The organism is Variovorax terrae (assembly GCF_022809125.1).
GTDB classification, from domain to species: domain Bacteria; phylum Pseudomonadota; class Gammaproteobacteria; order Burkholderiales; family Burkholderiaceae_C; genus Variovorax_A; species Variovorax_A terrae.
In genome coordinates, this window is sequence record NZ_JALGBI010000003.1 from 589,989 (window position 1) to 605,159 (window position 15,171).

A 15,171-nucleotide genomic window follows, 5' to 3' on the forward strand; every position below is an offset into this window, starting at 1 on the left:
CGCGCGTATCCTCGGCCCTGGCGCCTCGCGGCGCCAGGGCCTTTTTCTTTTGGGAGCGACCTGCCATGACCATCGCCATCGTCAGTGCCATGCACGAGGAACTCGCCGCCGTGCTCCGGCTCCTGCCCGAAGAGCACCGGCAGGTGGCGGCGGGGCGCGAGTTCTGGCGCGGGCGCCTGCACGGCCACGAGGTGGTGGTCGTGCTCTCGCGCATCGGCAAGGTGGCGGCGGCGACCACCGCCACCGCGCTGATCGAGCGCTTCGGCGTGGAGCGCATCGTTTTCACCGGCGTGGCGGGCGGGCTGGCGCCGGGCGTGCATGTGGGCGACGTGGTGGTGGCCGACAGCTTCCTGCAGCACGACCTCGACGCCTCGCCGATCTTTCCGCGCTACGAGGTGCCGCTCTACGGCACCAGCCGCTTCGCCACCGACGGCGCGCTCACCGCCACGCTGGCGGCCGCGGCCCGCGCCGCCCTGCCGGGCACCGCGCTGCACCGGGGGCTGGTGGTCAGCGGCGACCGCTTCGTGGCCACCACGGTGGAGAGCCGCGCGCTGCAGGCGGCGCTGCCCGAGGCGCTGGCGGTGGAAATGGAGGGCGCGGCGATCGCCCAGGTCTGCCACGACTACGGCGTGCCGTTCGCCGCGGTGCGGACCATCTCGGACCGCGCCGACGACGAGGCGCACGGCGATTTCACGCGGTTCGTCGAGGAGGTGGCCAGCCGCCATTCGGCCGCCATGGTCGCGGCGCTGCTCAGGATGCTATGAATTTAATAGCTAGAAATGACCGCCCGACAAGGACGTCGGCCTGATTTGACCTAAAAGGCTACTTCAACCGGCCGCGCCGGCGGGAACGCGCGGGACCGGCTTTGCCGGCCCGCTGCGTTGCCCCCTTGAGGGGGAAGGGCGGAGCCCTTCGGGGGTGGGCTATTTCAACCAGCCGCGCCGGCGGAAATACCACATGGGCACCAGCGCGCTGGCCACCATGAGCGCAATCGCATAGGGGTAGCCCATGGCCCAGTCGAGTTCGGGCATCATCTTGAAGTTCATGCCGTAGACGCTGGCGATCAGCGTCGGCGGCAGCAGCGCGACACTGGCCACCGAGAAGATCTTGATGATCTTGTTCTGGTTAATGTTGATGAAGCCGACCGTGGCGTCCATCAGGAAGTTGATCTTGTCGAACAGGAAGGCGGTGTGGTTGTCCAGCGACTCGATGTCGCGCAGGATCTGGCGCGCCTCCTCGAACTGCTCGGCGTTGAGCATCTTGCTGCGCATCATGAAGCTGACCGCGCGCCGCGTGTCCATCACGTTGCGGCGGATGCGTCCGTTCAGGTCTTCCTGGCGCGCGATCGCGCCCAGCACCTCGCCGGCCAGCGAGTCGGTCACGTCGCCCGAGAGCACCAGCTTGCTGGCCTCCTCCAGCTCGTCGTAGATGTTCTCCAGCGTGTCGGCCGAGTACTCGGCGTCGGCGTCGAACAGCTTGAGCAGCACTTCCTTGGCATCCTCGATCAGCCCCGGCGCGCGGCGTGCGCGCATGCGCAGCAGGCGGAACACCGGCACGTCCTCGTCGTGGATCGAAAACAGCACGCCGCGGCTCCTGAGCCCGGTGTTGTGCTGGTTCAGGATGAAGGCCACGCGCACCGCGCGCGGCGCCTCGTCGTCGGCGATCAGGAAGTCGCTGCGGATGTGCAGCTCGCCGTTGTCTTCCTCATAGAAGCGCGCGGACTCCTCGATGTCCTCGTCCATCGCGTCCTCGGGGATGGACAGGCCATAGTACTGCTTGACCCAGCGCTTTTCCTCGACGGTGGGGGCTTCGAGGTCGACCCAGATCGGCTGGAATTTGGAGAGCTCTTCCAGCGACTCGATCTCTTCCTGGAAGAGCCGGCCGTTGGCGAGCGTGAAGATGTTGAGCATGGCAATGAAAGGGGACAGGCCTGATGACTCGAAAGAACGGTGACGCTGGGGTGGGGCGCTTTCGAACAAATCAGGCACAGGCCCAATCCATTTCGAAAGCTACCGACTGGGGTAGGTTTCCAAGGGAATGCTCGCAACAAAGGATGACAGCGCAATTATCTCACCGCGCCCGGTTCACGAGCCCGCGAAGAAGGCCAGCAGCTGGGCCTTGCGCGCATAGGCGTCCTGTTCGCCCAGCGCAACCAGCGTCTGCACGAAACCCGGCTCGAACAGCAGGTAGCTCGACAGCCCGGCGCCGCCGCGCAGGCCGCCGAGGCCGCTCAGCGCGTTGCGCACGGAGACCGGCAGCTCGCGCAGGTGGGCCTGCGCGATGGCGTCGAGCGACTGTGAGGGCTGCAGCGCCAGCACCTCCACGCCGCGGTAGGGCAGCACGGCCGCCACTTCGCGTGGCAGCTGGCGCAGGGTCTGCGAGATGCGCTGGGCCTGCTCCACGTCGGCCTGCAGCGTGTCATGGAACACGCTGGCCATGGCGTGCCCGGCGATGTTGCCGAGCGAGGGCATGCGGGCCGGGCCGCTGGGCGCGGCGCTGGCGAAGCCCGAGCGCTGCGGCTGGCCCACGCCGACCACCAGCACCTTGTGGGCTCCGAGGTGGATGGCCGGCGACAGCGGCGAGATCTGGCGCATCGAGCCGTCGCCGAAGAACTCGCGCTGCCCGTCCACCCACAGCGGCGTGGCCGGGAAGAGGAAGGGGATGGCGCTGGAGGCCATCAGGTGTTCGATGGTGATGGGCTGGAAATCGGCGCGCCGGCCCGGGCGGTTCCAGGGCGGCGCGGTCTCGTCGTGGGCGGTATGGCAGAACGTCCAGTGCACGCCGCTGGTGTAGCTGGAGGCCGTGACGGCGAGGGCATCCAGCGTGCGGGTGCGCAGGGCTTCCTCGATGCCCGGCAGCGACACGGCGTGGTGCAGCGTGTCCACCAGCGGCATGTTGTCGAGCAGGGCGCCGTGCCGCCGCGCATGGCGCGACAGGCTCAGCGCCGCCAGCAGCTTGCTGGCGCGCACCAGCGGCGACACCTTGAATTCATAGACCGCGGACGAACGGATCCGGCTCCAGAACTGCGCCAGCTGCTCGAACGCCTGCAGCCCCGTGGTGGCCGCGCCCGCCAGGTAGGCCGCGTTCAGCGCGCCCGCCGAGGTGCCGACCAGCACCTGGAACGGAAACTTCGCCGCGGGCGCGCCCTGCAGTCCCAGCATGGCCGCCAGGGCCTGCAGCACGCCCACCTGGTAGGCCGTGCGGGCGCCGCCGCCCATCAGGACCAGCGCCGTGGTGGGGCGCGAGGGGCGGGTCAGGCCCGCGTTGATGATGGTGTTCAGGCTCATGGATGACGCTTCGCGGTGGGCCGGCCTTGCGGGCCTGGCCTGCGGCCGGATGCCGCGGGTGTCGCGATGTTAGGGCCTCAACGGGTTTTGGGGGCAGGTCGCCGGCACCGAGGTGGAGTGCCGGCGCGCGGATTGACCCTGCCGCACGCTCGGGTTGGGGCTGCCCGCCGTTGTGGCCGCGATGAAAACCCGAGCCTTTTCAACCACTTGCGGCCGGCCTGACAAATGGTTGCAGCGTCGTGGCGCGGGCTTGGCGGAAAACCGATTGCATTTCGGTTTTAGAGGGCGCATAGTGGTTCGACCTTCAGCGTTCGGCTGCCACCTCGCAAGGGTGGCGATTTCAACCCAGAGAGCAACAGGAGGCTACTCATGAACCTGACGATCAGCGGTCACCACCTCGAAGTCACCCCCGCCTTGCGTACCTATGTGAAGACCAAGCTTGATCGAATTACCCGGCACTTTGACCAGGTCGTAGATGTCAAGGTGCTGCTCACCGTGGAGAAACTGAAGGAAAAGCAACGACGACAACGCGCCGAATGCAATATTCACGTCAAGGGCAACGACATGTTCGCCGAAAGCTCGCATGCCGACCTCTATGCCGCCGTGGATGAACTGGTCGACAAGCTCGACCGCCTCGTGGTGCGCCACAAGGACCGCCTGCAGGACCACCATCACGAAGCGCCCAAGCGCCTGATGTAAGGCCGCGCCACCCACCCCGTCGCCAAGACGCCAACACAAGCCGCCCGGGCAACCCGGCGGCTTTTTTGTGCGCTTTCCCGCAGGAAGACTGTGTTTTATTGCACCCCGGCGCGGCAGGTGCATAATCGGCAACCCGACACCATGAATCGTCTCGCGTCCATCCTGCCTGCCGCTCAAGTGCTTGTGAGCGTCGATGCCACCAGCAAAAAACGTGCTTTTGAAGAAGCAGGGCTGCTGTTCGAAAACCTGCACGGCCTGTCCCGGGCGCTGGTCACGGACAGCCTGTTCGCGCGTGAGCGGCTCGGCTCTACCGGCCTGGGCCATGGCGTGGCCATCCCGCACGGGCGCATCAAGGGCCTGAAGGCGCCGATGGCCGCGGTGTTCCAGCTGGACCGCCCGATCGGCTTCGACGCCCCCGACGAACAGCCGGTGGGCCTGCTGATCTTCCTGCTGGTGCCCGAGGCGGCAACGCAGAAACACCTGGAAATCCTGTCCGAGATCGCCGAGCTGCTGAGCGACACCGCGCTGCGCGAGCGCATCAAGGCCAGCACCGACGCCACCGAGCTGCACGGCATGATCGCCACTTGGCAGTCGGCCCAGCCGGCCTGAAGCATGTGGCTTCCCCGCCTGTCACTGCGGGTACGGCGCCGGGCTGGCATGACATCCCTCTTGTTCCGGTGAAGCTGCGATGAAGCCGACGGTCGTCAGCGCCGACGTCCTGTTCGAGGAGTTCCGCGCGGCGCTCAAGTGGGAGTGGGTGGCCGGCCTCGGCGCCTCGGAGCGCCGCTTCGACGAGGTGGTGATCCGGGCCGCGCGCTCGGGGGCCGATCTGGTCGGCTACCTCAACTACATCCACCCGTACCGCGTGCAGATCCTGGGCGAGCGCGAGGTGGCCTACCTCACCAACGCCACGCCCGAAGACTGCGCGCGCCGCATCTCGCGCATCGTCACGCTGGAGCCGCCGGTGCTGATCCTGGCCGACAGCCAGGTCGCGCCCGATGCGCTGCTGTCGATGTGCGAGCGGGCCCAGATCCCGATGTTCGCGACGCAGGAATCGTCGGCCTTCGTGATCGACGTGCTGCGCGCCTACCTGTCCAAGCATTTCGCCGACCGCACCTCGATGCACGGCGTGTTCATGGACATCCTGGGCCTGGGCGTGATGATCACCGGCGAATCGGGCCTGGGCAAGAGCGAGCTGGGGCTGGAGCTGATCTCGCGCGGCAACGGCCTGGTGGCCGACGACGCGGTGGACCTGTACCGCATCAACCAGACCACCATCGAGGGCCGCTGCCCCGAGCTGCTGCAGAACCTGCTGGAGGTGCGCGGCATCGGCCTGCTGGACATCCGCGCGATCTTCGGCGAGACCGCGGTGCGCCGCAAGATGCGCCTGAAGCTGATCGTGCACCTGGTGCGCCGCGAAACGCTGGAGCGCGAGTACGAGCGCCTGCCCTATGAGCCGCTCACGCAGGACGTGCTCGGGGTGCCGGTGCGCAAGGTCGTGATCCAGGTGGTGGCCGGCCGCAACATCGCCGTGCTGGTGGAGGCCGCCGTGCGCAACACCATCCTGCAGCTGCGCGGCATCGACACCTATCAGGAGTTCGTCGAGCGGCACCGCCGCGCCATGGAGCGCGATGGGTAGAAAGGCTCACCCCCAGGCTGCGCGCACGGTGTGCGCTTCGCCTCCCCCCTAAGGGGGCGACACCAGCGGCCCGGCAAAGCCGGTTCCGCGGCGTCCTGCGATGAGGGCCGCGCTGCGCGGGCCCTGGGGTTGCTCCTAATATGAGAGCAAGAAATGACCGCCCGACGCGGACATTGGACTGATTTTCTTCAAAAAATCAGCCACGGCCCGATGCCGGACGGTTCGGGCACTTGTCCTTGGTGCAGTTGGCGTACAGGCTCAGGGCGTGGTCGGCGATGACAAAGCCCTTGGCCTTGGCCACGGCATGCTGGCGCTTCTCGATCTCGGCGTCGTAGAACTCCTCGACCCGGCCGCAATCGAGGCACACCAGATGGTCATGGTGCTGGCCTTCGTTGAGTTCATAGACGGCCTTGCCGCTCTCGAAGTGGCTGCGGCTCAGGATGCCGGCCTGCTCGAACTGCGTGAGCACGCGGTAGACCGTCGCCAGGCCGATGTCGGAGCGGTCTTCCAGCAGCACGCGGAACACGTCCTCGGCTGTCATATGGCGCTGCGCGCCCTTCTGGAAAATCTCGAGGATTTTCAGGCGCGGCAGGGTGGCTTTGAGCCCGGTGCTTTTGAGTTCGTCGATATTGGCCATGCGTGCCTTTCTCCCACGGCGCCTGCGCTGGGGCGCGCAGGCCTAGCCGCTACAATGGCCCGATCATATCGCTACACCCTTGCTCATGCCTGCTTTCCACCGCCGCAGCGCCCGTCTGGGCCTGACCTTCATGGCTTGCGCGGCCCTGGCCGCATGTGGCGGCTTCAACAACGCCAGCACCCAGCTCGCCAGCGTCGTCACCCCCTACAAGATCGAGGTGGTGCAGGGCAACTTCGTGTCCAAGGAGCAGGTCGCGGCGCTGTCGCCCGGCATGAGCCGCAACGATGTGAAAAACATCCTCGGCACGCCGCTGCTGGCCAGCGTGTTCCACGCCGACCGCTGGGACTACGTGTTCACGCTGCGGCGCCAGGGCGTGGAGCCGCAGTCGCGCCGCCTCACCGTCTTCTTCAAGAACGACGTGCTCGAGCGCTTCGAGGGCGACGACATGCCCAGCGAGGCCGAGTTCGTGAGCAAGCTCGACTCGCGTCGCAAGAAGGGCAAGGTGCCCGAGCTGGAGGCGTCGGAAGAGAGCCTCAAGAAATTCCCGGCGCCCGCGCCCGCGGCATCGACCGAAGCCGCCGCGCCCCTGCCGCCGGCGCCGGCCAGCTACCCGCCGCTGGAAGCGCCGGCGCGCTGACGGCCACACGCACACAGACCATACGACGAACGAGGGCATGTTGAGATACGTGGCCATCGCAGGAGAACCATCATGAGAGTCGCCATTGCCGGCGCCAGCGGCCGCATGGGCCGCATGCTGATCGAGGCCGTGCGCGCCTCCGACGACTGTGAGCTGGCCGGGGCGCTGGACGTGCCCGCCAGCCCGGGCATCGGCTCCGACGCCACCGCCTTCCTGGGCCACGCCAGCGGCGTGCCCATCACGGCGGACCTGCGCGCCGGCCTGCAGGACGCCCAGGTGCTGATCGACTTCACCCGGCCCGAGGGCACGCTGGCGCACCTGAAGATGTGCCGCGAACTGGGCGTCAAGGCAGTGATCGGCACCACCGGCTTCAGCGCGGCGCAAAAGGACGAGATCGCCGCCGCCGCGAAAGACATCGCCATCATGTTTGCGCCCAACATGAGCGTGGGCGTGAACGTCACGCTCAAGCTGCTGGAGATGGCGGCCAAGGCCCTGTCCACCGGCTACGACATCGAGATCATCGAGGCGCACCACCGCCACAAGGTGGACGCGCCCTCGGGCACCGCGCTCAAGATGGGCGAGGTGATTGCCACCGCCCTGGGCCGCGACCTCAAGGACTGCGCGGTCTATGCGCGCGAAGGCATCACCGGCGAGCGCGATCCCTCCACCATCGGCTTCGCCGCCATCCGCGGCGGCGACATCGTGGGCGACCACACGGTGCTGTTCGCCGGCATCGGCGAGCGCATCGAGATCACCCACAAGTCGGCCAGCCGCACCACCTACGCCCAGGGCGGCCTGCGCGCCGTGCGCTTCCTGGCGACCCGGGACCGAGGCTTGTTCGACATGTTCGACGTGCTGGGCCTGAGATGAACCCACCCCCGAAGCGCCTGCGGCGCCTCCCCCTCAAGGGGGCGCCACCAGCGGCCCGGCAAAGCCGGCTCCGCGGTGGCCCTGGCCTGGGCCGCGCTGCTTTCATGCGGTGCGGGCGGTGGAGCCACTGACATGGATGTGCTGCAACTCATCACGCAGGGCGACGCCGTCAGCCGGCTGGTGGCGGTGCTGCTGCTGGCCATGTCGGTGGCCAGCTGGGTGGTGATCCTGTGGAAGGCCTGGCTGCTGCGCCGCGCCACCGGCGACGTGGCCCGCAGCACCGCGGCCTTCTGGCAATCGCCCTCGGTCGAGGAAGCCCAACCCAAAGTGGCGGCATTTGACCGGGAAGTCCTTGTCCTGCCGTTGATTGCTGCTACGAAAATTGAAGCGCAGGGCACGCTGGCCGCGGCCGGCGACCGCGCCCAGCAGCTCACCCGCCGGCTGCGCGACGCGCTGCACGAGGTGCTGGACAAGCTGCAGTTCGGCCAGGTGCTGCTGGCCACGGTGGGCTCGACCGCGCCGTTCGTCGGCCTGCTCGGCACGGTCTGGGGCATCTACCACGCGCTCACGGGCATCGCCAGCGCCGGCCAGATCACCATCGACAAGGTGGCCGGCCCGGTGGGCGAGGCCCTCATCATGACGGCGGCCGGCCTGGCCGTGGCGATTCCCGCCGTGCTGGCCTACAACGTGTTCGGCCGCTTCATCGGCCGCATCGAGGCCGACCTCGAAGGCTTCGCGCGCGACCTGCGCGAGCTGCTGGCAAACCACTGAGCGGGCTGCCATGGCTTTTGGTCGCCTCGAACGCAGCCCCGGCCCGCAGCCCATGAGCGACATCAACATGACGCCGCTGGTGGACGTGATGCTGGTGCTGGTGGTGATCTTCATCATCACGGCGCCGCTGCTGGCCAGCTCGATCCGGCTCGACCTGCCCCGCAGCGATGCGGCCCAGCCGACCGAGGCGCCCCAATTCGTCACCCTGGTGGTCGACAAGGCCGGCCAGGCCTTCCTGAACGACAAGCCGGTGACCCCGGCCGAGCTGGCCGCGCGGCTGGCCGAGGCCGCCAGCCGCCATCCCGACACCGAAGTGCAGCTGCGGGCCGACCAGGCCGTGCCCTACGGCCGGGTGGTCGAGGTCATGGGGGCGGCGCAGAAAGCCGGCCTGAACCGCATCGGTTTCGTGGCCGATCCGGCCCCGGCGGCGGCGGCCGCGCGCTGAGCCGGCGCCCAGCGCCTAAAATCCTTGCCAGGCGGCCCCAGGGGCCGCATTCCGTTGCGAGCCTTTACTTTCCATGCAAGACAAATACTCTCCCCAAGACGTCGAACGCGCCGCGCACGATCACTGGACCGCGCGCGACGCCTATCGCGTCGTCGAGGACGCGAACAAGAAGAAGTTCTACGCCTGCTCCATGCTGCCCTACCCCAGCGGCAAGCTGCACATGGGCCATGTGCGCAACTACACCATCAACGACATGCTCACGCGCTACCTGCGCATGAATGGCTACAACGTGCTGATGCCCATGGGCTGGGACGCCTTCGGCCTGCCGGCCGAGAACGCCGCGCTCAAGAACGGCGTGCCGCCGGCCCAGTGGACCTACGACAACATCGCCTACATGAAGAAGCAGATGCAGGCGATGGGGCTGGCCATCGACTGGTCGCGCGAGGTCGCCACCTGCGATCCGAGCTACTACAAGTGGAACCAGTGGCTGTTCCTGAAGATGCTGGAGAAGGGCATCGCCTACCGCAAGACCCAGGTCGTCAACTGGGACCCGGTGGACCAGACCGTGCTGGCCAACGAGCAGGTGATCGACGGCAAGGGCTGGCGCACCGGCGCCGTGGTCGAGAAGCGCGAGATTCCCGGCTACTACCTCAAGATCACCGACTACGCCGAGGAACTGCTCGACAGCGTGAGCCACAAGCTGCCGGGCTGGCCCGAGCGCGTCAAGCTGATGCAGGAAAACTGGATCGGCAAGAGCGAGGGCGTGCGCTTCGCGTTCACGCACGACATCCGCGGCGATGACGGCCAGCTGATCGGCGGCGGCCGCATGTATGTCTTCACCACCCGCGCCGACACCATCATGGGCGTGACCTTCTGCGCGGTGGCGCCCGAGCACCCGCTGGCCGCCAAGGCCGCGAAGACCAACCCGAAGCTCGCGGCCTTCATCGAGGACTGCAAGAAGGGCGGCACCACCGAAGCCGAACTCGCGTTGCGCGAGAAGGAAGGCATGCCCACGGGCCTGAAGGTGATCCATCCGCTCAACGGCCACGCGATCGACGTCTGGGTCGGCAACTACGTGCTCATGAGCTACGGCGACGGCGCCGTGATGGGCGTGCCCGCGCACGACGAGCGCGACTTCGCCTTCGCCCTCAAGTACGGCCTGACCATCACCGAGGTCGTGCATGTGGACGGCGAGCACTACGACTACCACCACTGGCACGACTGGTACGGCGACAAGCAGCGCGGCGTCACCATCAACTCCGACAGCTTCAGCGGCCTGTCCTATCGGGACGCCGTGAATGCCGTGGCCCATGCGCTCGAGACCAAGGGGCTGGGCGGCAAGAAGACCACCTGGCGCCTGCGCGACTGGGGCGTGAGCCGCCAGCGCTACTGGGGCACGCCGATTCCCATCATCCACTGCGACCAGCACGGCGCGGTGCCGGTGCCTGAAAAGGACCTGCCGGTGGTGCTGCCGTCCGACTGCATTCCCGACGGCTCGGGCAACCCGCTGCACAAGCACGAGGGCTTCCACGCGGGTGTGGCCTGCCCGGTCTGCGGCCAGCCGGCGCGGCGCGAAACCGACACCATGGACACCTTCGTGGACTCGTCCTGGTACTACATGCGCTACTGCGACCCGAAGAACGAGCAGGCCATGGTGGCCGAGGGCGCCAGCTACTGGATGCCGATGGACCAGTACATCGGCGGCATCGAGCATGCGATCCTGCACCTGCTCTATGCGCGCTTCTGGACCAAGGTGATGCGCGACCTGCACCTGGTGCAGGTCGATGAGCCCTTCACCAAGCTGCTGACGCAGGGCATGGTGCTCAACCACATCTACTCGCGCAAGGGCGAGAAGGGCGGCATCGAGTATTTCTGGCCGAGCGAGGTGGACGACGTCCACGACGCCAACGGCAAGGTGGTGGGGGCGCGGCGCAAGAGCGACGGCAGCCTGGTGAACTACGAAGGTGTGGGCACCATGAGCAAGAGCAAGAACAACGGCGTCGACCCGCAGGACCTGATCGAGAAATACGGCGCCGACACCGCACGCCTGTACACCATGTTCACCGCGCCGCCCGAGGCCACGCTCGAGTGGAACGACTCGGCGGTGGAGGGCAGCTACCGTTTTCTGCGCCGGATCTGGCAGTTTGCTGCAAAAAACATAGCATCGTTTGACCACGGCGCGGGGACCTCCGGCCCATTGGGCAAGGAAGCGAAGGCCTTGCGGCTGGAGATCCACAGCGTGCTCAAGCAGATCGACTACGACTACCAGCGCATGCAGTACAACACGGTGGTCTCGGGCGCGATGAAGCTGCTCAACGCCCTGGAAAACTTCCAGGGCGACGGCACGCCCGGCAGCCACGCCGCGCTGCGCGAGGGCTTCGGCATCCTGCTGCGCTGCCTCTACCCGGCCACGCCGCACATCACCCACGCGCTCTGGGCCGAGCTCGGCTACGCGGCCCGGTCCGGCGACCTGCTCGACGCGCCCTGGCCCCAGGTCGACCAGGAGGCGCTCAGGCAGGACGAGATCGAGCTGATGCTGCAGGTCAACGGCAAGCTGCGCGGCTCCATCCTGGTGCCGGCCGGTGCGACGAAGGACGTGATCGAGAAAATCGCCGTCGCCAGCGAGGCCTTCACCAAGCAGGCCGGCGGCGCCCATCCGAAGAAGGTGATCGTGGTGCCCGGGCGCCTGGTCAACGTGGTGATCTGATGCTGCAACGCCGCCTGCTTCTCGCTCTCGCGCCCGTCGCGGTTCTGGCCGCCTGCGGCTTCGAGCTGCGCAAGGCGCCAAAATTCGTGTTCACCTCCCTGTTCGTCGGGGCCCCCAACTCCCCGGTCGGCAACGAGCTCAAGCGCTACCTGGCCTCCGTCGGCTCGGTGCAGGTGGTCAACGACCCGAAGCAGATCAACACGGCGCAGGTGATCCTGGACGTTCTGCAGGAGCAGCGCGAGAAGGTGGTGGTCGGCATGAACTCGGCCGGCCAGGTGACCGAGTTCCAGCTGCGCCTGCGTTTCCGCTTCAGGCTGCGCACGCCGCAGGGCAAGGAGCTGATCCCGGACACCGAAATCCTGCTGCAGCGCGACATCAGCTTCAGCGAGTCCGCTGTGCTGTCCAAGGAGGCCGAAGAAGGCCTGCTGTACCGCGACATGCAGAGCGACCTGGTGCAGCAGCTCATGCGCCGCCTGGCGGCGGTGAAGGAATTATGAGACCTTGTGGGACAGACCGGAGCGCGCAGCGCGGAGCTCTGTCCCCAACTGATCAAGCTTGTGGGGCGGACCGGAGCGCGCAGCGCGCAGCCCTGTCCCCAACCGATCAAGCTTGCAAGGCGGCCTGAGCCATGCCGCTCGACCGCGCCGACCTCAAGCTGCTGGAACTGCTGCAGCGTGACGGGCGCGCCACCGCCCAGGCGCTGTCGGAAGCGGTGAACCTCTCGGCGCGCGCCACCCTCAACCGCGTGCGCCGCCTGGAGGCGCAGGGCCTGATCGAGGGCTACCGCGCCCTGGTCCACCGCGCGGCACTGGGCGAGCAGGTGTCGGTGTTCGCCGAAATCGCGCTGAAGGACCAGCGCCAGGCCACGGTGCAGCGCTTCGAGAAACGCATGGCGGCGGCGCCCGAGGTGGTGGCCTGCTACCTGGTCAGCGGGCGCTACGACTACCTCGTGCGCGTGGCCTGCCGCGACCTCGCGCAGTACCGCGACCTCACCAGCGCCTGGCTCGACGACGTGGGCCTGGGCATCGAGAAGATCGTGACCAGCACCGAGCTGCAGACCATCAAGGAATTTGCCGGCTTCCCGCTGCCGCGAAGCTGACTGCTGCAATACGCTTCCGTTTCGGAAGCTATACCGCCAAAAGACGGCTGCCCCGGCCGCGCCCGCCCCACCGATTCACCGCTGCCGCAGCCCGGGCCTGCCTAGACTTCTCCTATCGAAGGAGAACGGCCATGACTGCAAAAAAGATAGCACCTCCCCAAGAATTCGTCGGCATTGAGGCGCAGTACTGTGCCCGCAACTACCACCCGCTGCCGGTCGTTGTCGACCACGCGCGCGACTGCCTGGTGTGGGATGTCGAGGGGCGCGAGTACATCGACATGATGAGTGCGTATTCCGCTGTCAGCCACGGCCACCTGCACCCGCGCCTGGTGGCGGCCGCGCATCGCCAGCTGGAGCGCGTGGCAGTCACCTCGCGGGCCTACTACGGCACCACGCTCGGCCCCTTCCTCGAAAAGCTCTGCACCTTGGCCGGCTTCGACCGCGCGCTGCCCATGAACACCGGCGCCGAAGCGGTGGAAACCGCGATCAAGGCCGCGCGGCGCTGGGGCCACCGCGTCAAGGGCATCGCCGACGGGCAGGCCGAGATCCTGGTCGCGCGCAACAACTTCCATGGCCGCACCACCACCGTGATCAGCGCCTCCAGCGAGCCCGACTACCGCGCCGGCTTCGGCCCGTTCACGCCCGGTTTCCGCTGGTTCGACTTTGGCGACATGGCCAGCGTGCGCGCGGCCGCCACGATCGAGACCTGCGCCGTGCTGATCGAGCCGATCCAGGGCGAGGCCGGCATCGTGCTGCCGCCCGCAGGCTTTTTTGCTGAACTGCGCGACTGGTGCACCCGCGAGCGCGTGCTGCTGATCCTCGACGAGGTGCAGTCCGGCCTCGGCCGCACCGGCCGCTGGTTCGCGTTCGAGCATGAGCACATCCGCCCCGACGGGCTGATCCTGGGCAAGGCCCTGGGCGGCGGGCTGCTGCCGGTCAGCGCCTTCCTGGCCGACGACGCGGTGATGGACGTGTTCAATCCCGGCAGCCATGGCTCCACCTTCGGCGGCAATGCGCTGGCCGCGGCCGTGGGGCTGGAGGCGCTGCGAGTGATGGAGGACGAGCACCTCGTGGCGCGCAGCGCGGTGCTGGGCACCCACCTGCTGGCGCGGCTGCGGGCCGTGCAGGCGCAGGCGGGCCCGCTGATCCGCGCGGTGCGCGGGCGCGGCCTGTGGGCCGGGGTGGAGATCGACCCGGCGCAGGCCAGCGCGCGCGAGCTGGTGGAGCGGCTCGCGCAGCACGGTGTGCTGTCCAAGGAAACCCATGAGACCGTGATCCGCTTCGCGCCGCCGCTGACCATCACGACAGCGCTGCTGGACCGGGCTTTGGATGCTTTTGAAGCCGTGGTCCTTGAAAAACGGCGCGAGCTTGCTATTAATTCGGGAGCGCCCGCGTTGCCCGAGCCTGTTGCCGGAGTCGTGGCGCCTGCCGATGGAGTGAGCGCCCGAGTGAACCCCGACCCAGCCGCGCCGCACCTGCTGATGAGCCCGCCCGACCATTTCGAGGTGGCTTACTCGATCAATCCCTGGATGAATCCCGACCAATGGTCGCTCGACGCGCGGCGGCTCTCGCGCGATGCGCAGGCCGGCTGGGCCGCGCTCAAGGCCACCTACGAATCGCTGGGGGCGCAGGTGGTGGTCAAGCCAGCCGCGCGCGGCCTGCCCGACCTGGTGTTCACCGCCAACTGCGCCGTGGTGCTCGATGGCAAGGCCCTGCTGGCGCGCTACCTGCGGGAAGAGCGCGCTGGCGAGGAGGCGCATGGCCGGCACATGTTCGAGCAGCTGCAGGCTCGCGGCGAGATCGACTCGCTGCACCGCACGCCCGAGGGCGTGTATTTCGAGGGCGCGGGCGACGCCATCTACGACGCCGGCCGCGGCCTGATGTGGATGGGCTACGGCCAGCGCTCGTGCCGCGCCGCGCACCACACGGTGGAGCAGGTGTTCGGCATTCCCACGCTGCCGCTGGAGCTGGTGGATCCGCGCTACTACCACCTCGACACCTGTTTCTGCCTGCTGTCGGGCGGCGAGATCGTCTACCACCCGGCGGCCTTCACCGGGGAGGGGCGCGCGCAGATCAGGGCGCTGGCGGGCCGCCAACTGATCGAGGCGCCGCTGGAGGACGCCGAGCACCTGGGCGTCAACTCGGTCTGCATCGGCCGCGACGTGGTCATGTGCCACTGCTCGTCCGGGCTGCGCGCCCAGATCGAGGCGCGCGGCTACCGCGTGCACGTGGTGCCGCTGGGCGCCTTCAACCGCTCGGGCGGCGCGGCCTACTGCCTCACCCTCACGCTCAACAACCGCTACCGGGGCCGCGCCGCCGGGGTGCCGCACCCCCGCCTGCCGGAGCCGGGCGAGCGCCGGGCCGCGTAAACTCGGGGCGC

Annotated in this window: 15 protein-coding genes; 12 read left to right on the top strand and 3 right to left on the bottom strand. The window is 68.0% G+C overall.

Going from position 1 to position 15,171, the window contains the following annotated elements:
• Nucleotides 1-65 precede the first annotated feature (65 nt).
• Nucleotides 66-764, top strand: coding sequence for a 5'-methylthioadenosine/adenosylhomocysteine nucleosidase (locus MMF98_RS22150; protein WP_243309512.1), 699 nt, complete (start codon nt 66-68; stop codon nt 762-764).
• Between the two features lie 159 nt (nt 765-923).
• Here the strand turns inward: MMF98_RS22150 and corA are convergent, their stop codons facing one another.
• A complete protein-coding gene (gene corA / locus MMF98_RS22155) occupies nt 924-1,910 on the bottom strand; it encodes a magnesium/cobalt transporter CorA (protein ID WP_243309513.1) in 987 nt (328 codons plus the stop codon).
• Between the two features lie 174 nt (nt 1,911-2,084).
• Nucleotides 2,085-3,287, bottom strand: a complete 1,203-nt coding sequence (locus MMF98_RS22160; protein WP_243309514.1) for a patatin-like phospholipase family protein — start codon at nt 3,285-3,287, stop codon at nt 2,085-2,087.
• Between the two features lie 369 nt (nt 3,288-3,656).
• Between MMF98_RS22160 and hpf the strand changes: the two genes are divergently transcribed.
• The 3 genes from hpf to hprK all read left to right on the top strand — a co-directional run bounded on the left by hpf (nt 3,657) and on the right by hprK (nt 5,625).
• Nucleotides 3,657-3,986: a ribosome hibernation-promoting factor, HPF/YfiA family gene (hpf, locus tag MMF98_RS22165; RefSeq protein ID WP_243309515.1), complete on the top strand. Its 330-nt coding sequence runs from the start codon at nt 3,657-3,659 to the stop codon at nt 3,984-3,986.
• A 141-nt stretch (nt 3,987-4,127) separates the two neighbouring features.
• Nucleotides 4,128-4,595, top strand: a complete 468-nt coding sequence (locus MMF98_RS22170) for a PTS sugar transporter subunit IIA (RefSeq protein ID WP_243309516.1) — start codon at nt 4,128-4,130, stop codon at nt 4,593-4,595.
• Nucleotides 4,596-4,674: 79 nt separating this feature from the next.
• Nucleotides 4,675-5,625, top strand: a complete 951-nt coding sequence (gene hprK / locus MMF98_RS22175) for an HPr(Ser) kinase/phosphatase (protein WP_243309517.1) — start codon at nt 4,675-4,677, stop codon at nt 5,623-5,625.
• Between the two features lie 196 nt (nt 5,626-5,821).
• On the opposite strand, the gene fur is transcribed toward hprK, so the two are convergent.
• Nucleotides 5,822-6,262, bottom strand: coding sequence for a ferric iron uptake transcriptional regulator (gene fur, locus MMF98_RS22180; RefSeq protein ID WP_243309518.1), 441 nt, complete (start codon nt 6,260-6,262; stop codon nt 5,822-5,824).
• A gap of 85 nt (nt 6,263-6,347) precedes the next feature.
• Between fur and MMF98_RS22185 the strand changes: the two genes are divergently transcribed.
• From MMF98_RS22185 to rocD, 8 genes are all read left to right on the top strand, one after another.
• Nucleotides 6,348-6,899: an outer membrane protein assembly factor BamE gene (locus MMF98_RS22185; protein ID WP_243309519.1), complete on the top strand. Its 552-nt coding sequence runs from the start codon at nt 6,348-6,350 to the stop codon at nt 6,897-6,899.
• A 72-nt stretch (nt 6,900-6,971) separates the two neighbouring features.
• A complete protein-coding gene (gene dapB, locus MMF98_RS22190) occupies nt 6,972-7,769 on the top strand; it encodes a 4-hydroxy-tetrahydrodipicolinate reductase (protein WP_279343771.1) in 798 nt (265 codons plus the stop codon).
• Between the two features lie 132 nt (nt 7,770-7,901).
• Nucleotides 7,902-8,540: a MotA/TolQ/ExbB proton channel family protein gene (locus MMF98_RS22195; protein WP_243309520.1), complete on the top strand. Its 639-nt coding sequence runs from the start codon at nt 7,902-7,904 to the stop codon at nt 8,538-8,540.
• 10 nt (nt 8,541-8,550) lie between these two features.
• The gene (locus MMF98_RS22200) at nt 8,551-8,985 is read left to right on the top strand and encodes an ExbD/TolR family protein (RefSeq protein WP_243309521.1); all 435 of its coding nucleotides are present in this window, start codon (nt 8,551-8,553) and stop codon (nt 8,983-8,985) included.
• A gap of 73 nt (nt 8,986-9,058) precedes the next feature.
• Entirely contained in the window at nt 9,059-11,692 is a 2,634-nt protein-coding gene (gene leuS, locus MMF98_RS22205; RefSeq protein ID WP_243309522.1) for a leucine--tRNA ligase, read from the top strand.
• Nucleotides 11,693-11,694: 2 nt separating this feature from the next.
• Nucleotides 11,695-12,189, top strand: a complete 495-nt coding sequence (locus MMF98_RS22210) for an LPS-assembly lipoprotein LptE (protein ID WP_423837675.1) — start codon at nt 11,695-11,697, stop codon at nt 12,187-12,189.
• 131 nt (nt 12,190-12,320) lie between these two features.
• Nucleotides 12,321-12,791, top strand: coding sequence for an Lrp/AsnC family transcriptional regulator (locus MMF98_RS22215; protein ID WP_243309524.1), 471 nt, complete (start codon nt 12,321-12,323; stop codon nt 12,789-12,791).
• A 131-nt stretch (nt 12,792-12,922) separates the two neighbouring features.
• On the top strand, nt 12,923-15,160 hold the full coding sequence (gene rocD, locus MMF98_RS23760) for an ornithine--oxo-acid transaminase (RefSeq protein ID WP_341481333.1): 2,238 nt from the start codon (nt 12,923-12,925) through the stop codon (nt 15,158-15,160).
• Nucleotides 15,161-15,171 lie beyond the last annotated feature (11 nt).

Bases quoted from the DNA above. Each gene is read 5' to 3' on its own strand.
- leuS (WP_243309522.1), top strand. From the start codon at position 9,059: ATGCAAGACAAATACTCTCCCCAAGACGTCGAACGCGCCGCGCACGAT.
- dapB (WP_279343771.1), top strand. From the start codon at position 6,972: ATGAGAGTCGCCATTGCCGGCGCCAGCGGCCGCATGGGCCGCATGCTG.
- hprK (WP_243309517.1), top strand. From the start codon at position 4,675: ATGAAGCCGACGGTCGTCAGCGCCGACGTCCTGTTCGAGGAGTTCCGC.
- MMF98_RS22150 (WP_243309512.1), top strand. From the start codon at position 66: ATGACCATCGCCATCGTCAGTGCCATGCACGAGGAACTCGCCGCCGTG.
- MMF98_RS22200 (WP_243309521.1), top strand. From the start codon at position 8,551: ATGGCTTTTGGTCGCCTCGAACGCAGCCCCGGCCCGCAGCCCATGAGC.
- MMF98_RS22185 (WP_243309519.1), top strand. From the start codon at position 6,348: ATGCCTGCTTTCCACCGCCGCAGCGCCCGTCTGGGCCTGACCTTCATG.
- fur (WP_243309518.1), bottom strand. From the start codon at position 6,262: ATGGCCAATATCGACGAACTCAAAAGCACCGGGCTCAAAGCCACCCTG.
- MMF98_RS22215 (WP_243309524.1), top strand. From the start codon at position 12,321: ATGCCGCTCGACCGCGCCGACCTCAAGCTGCTGGAACTGCTGCAGCGT.
- MMF98_RS22160 (WP_243309514.1), bottom strand. From the start codon at position 3,287: ATGAGCCTGAACACCATCATCAACGCGGGCCTGACCCGCCCCTCGCGC.
- corA (WP_243309513.1), bottom strand. From the start codon at position 1,910: ATGCTCAACATCTTCACGCTCGCCAACGGCCGGCTCTTCCAGGAAGAG.
- hpf (WP_243309515.1), top strand. From the start codon at position 3,657: ATGAACCTGACGATCAGCGGTCACCACCTCGAAGTCACCCCCGCCTTG.
- MMF98_RS22170 (WP_243309516.1), top strand. From the start codon at position 4,128: ATGAATCGTCTCGCGTCCATCCTGCCTGCCGCTCAAGTGCTTGTGAGC.
- rocD (WP_341481333.1), top strand. From the start codon at position 12,923: ATGACTGCAAAAAAGATAGCACCTCCCCAAGAATTCGTCGGCATTGAG.
- MMF98_RS22195 (WP_243309520.1), top strand. From the start codon at position 7,902: ATGGATGTGCTGCAACTCATCACGCAGGGCGACGCCGTCAGCCGGCTG.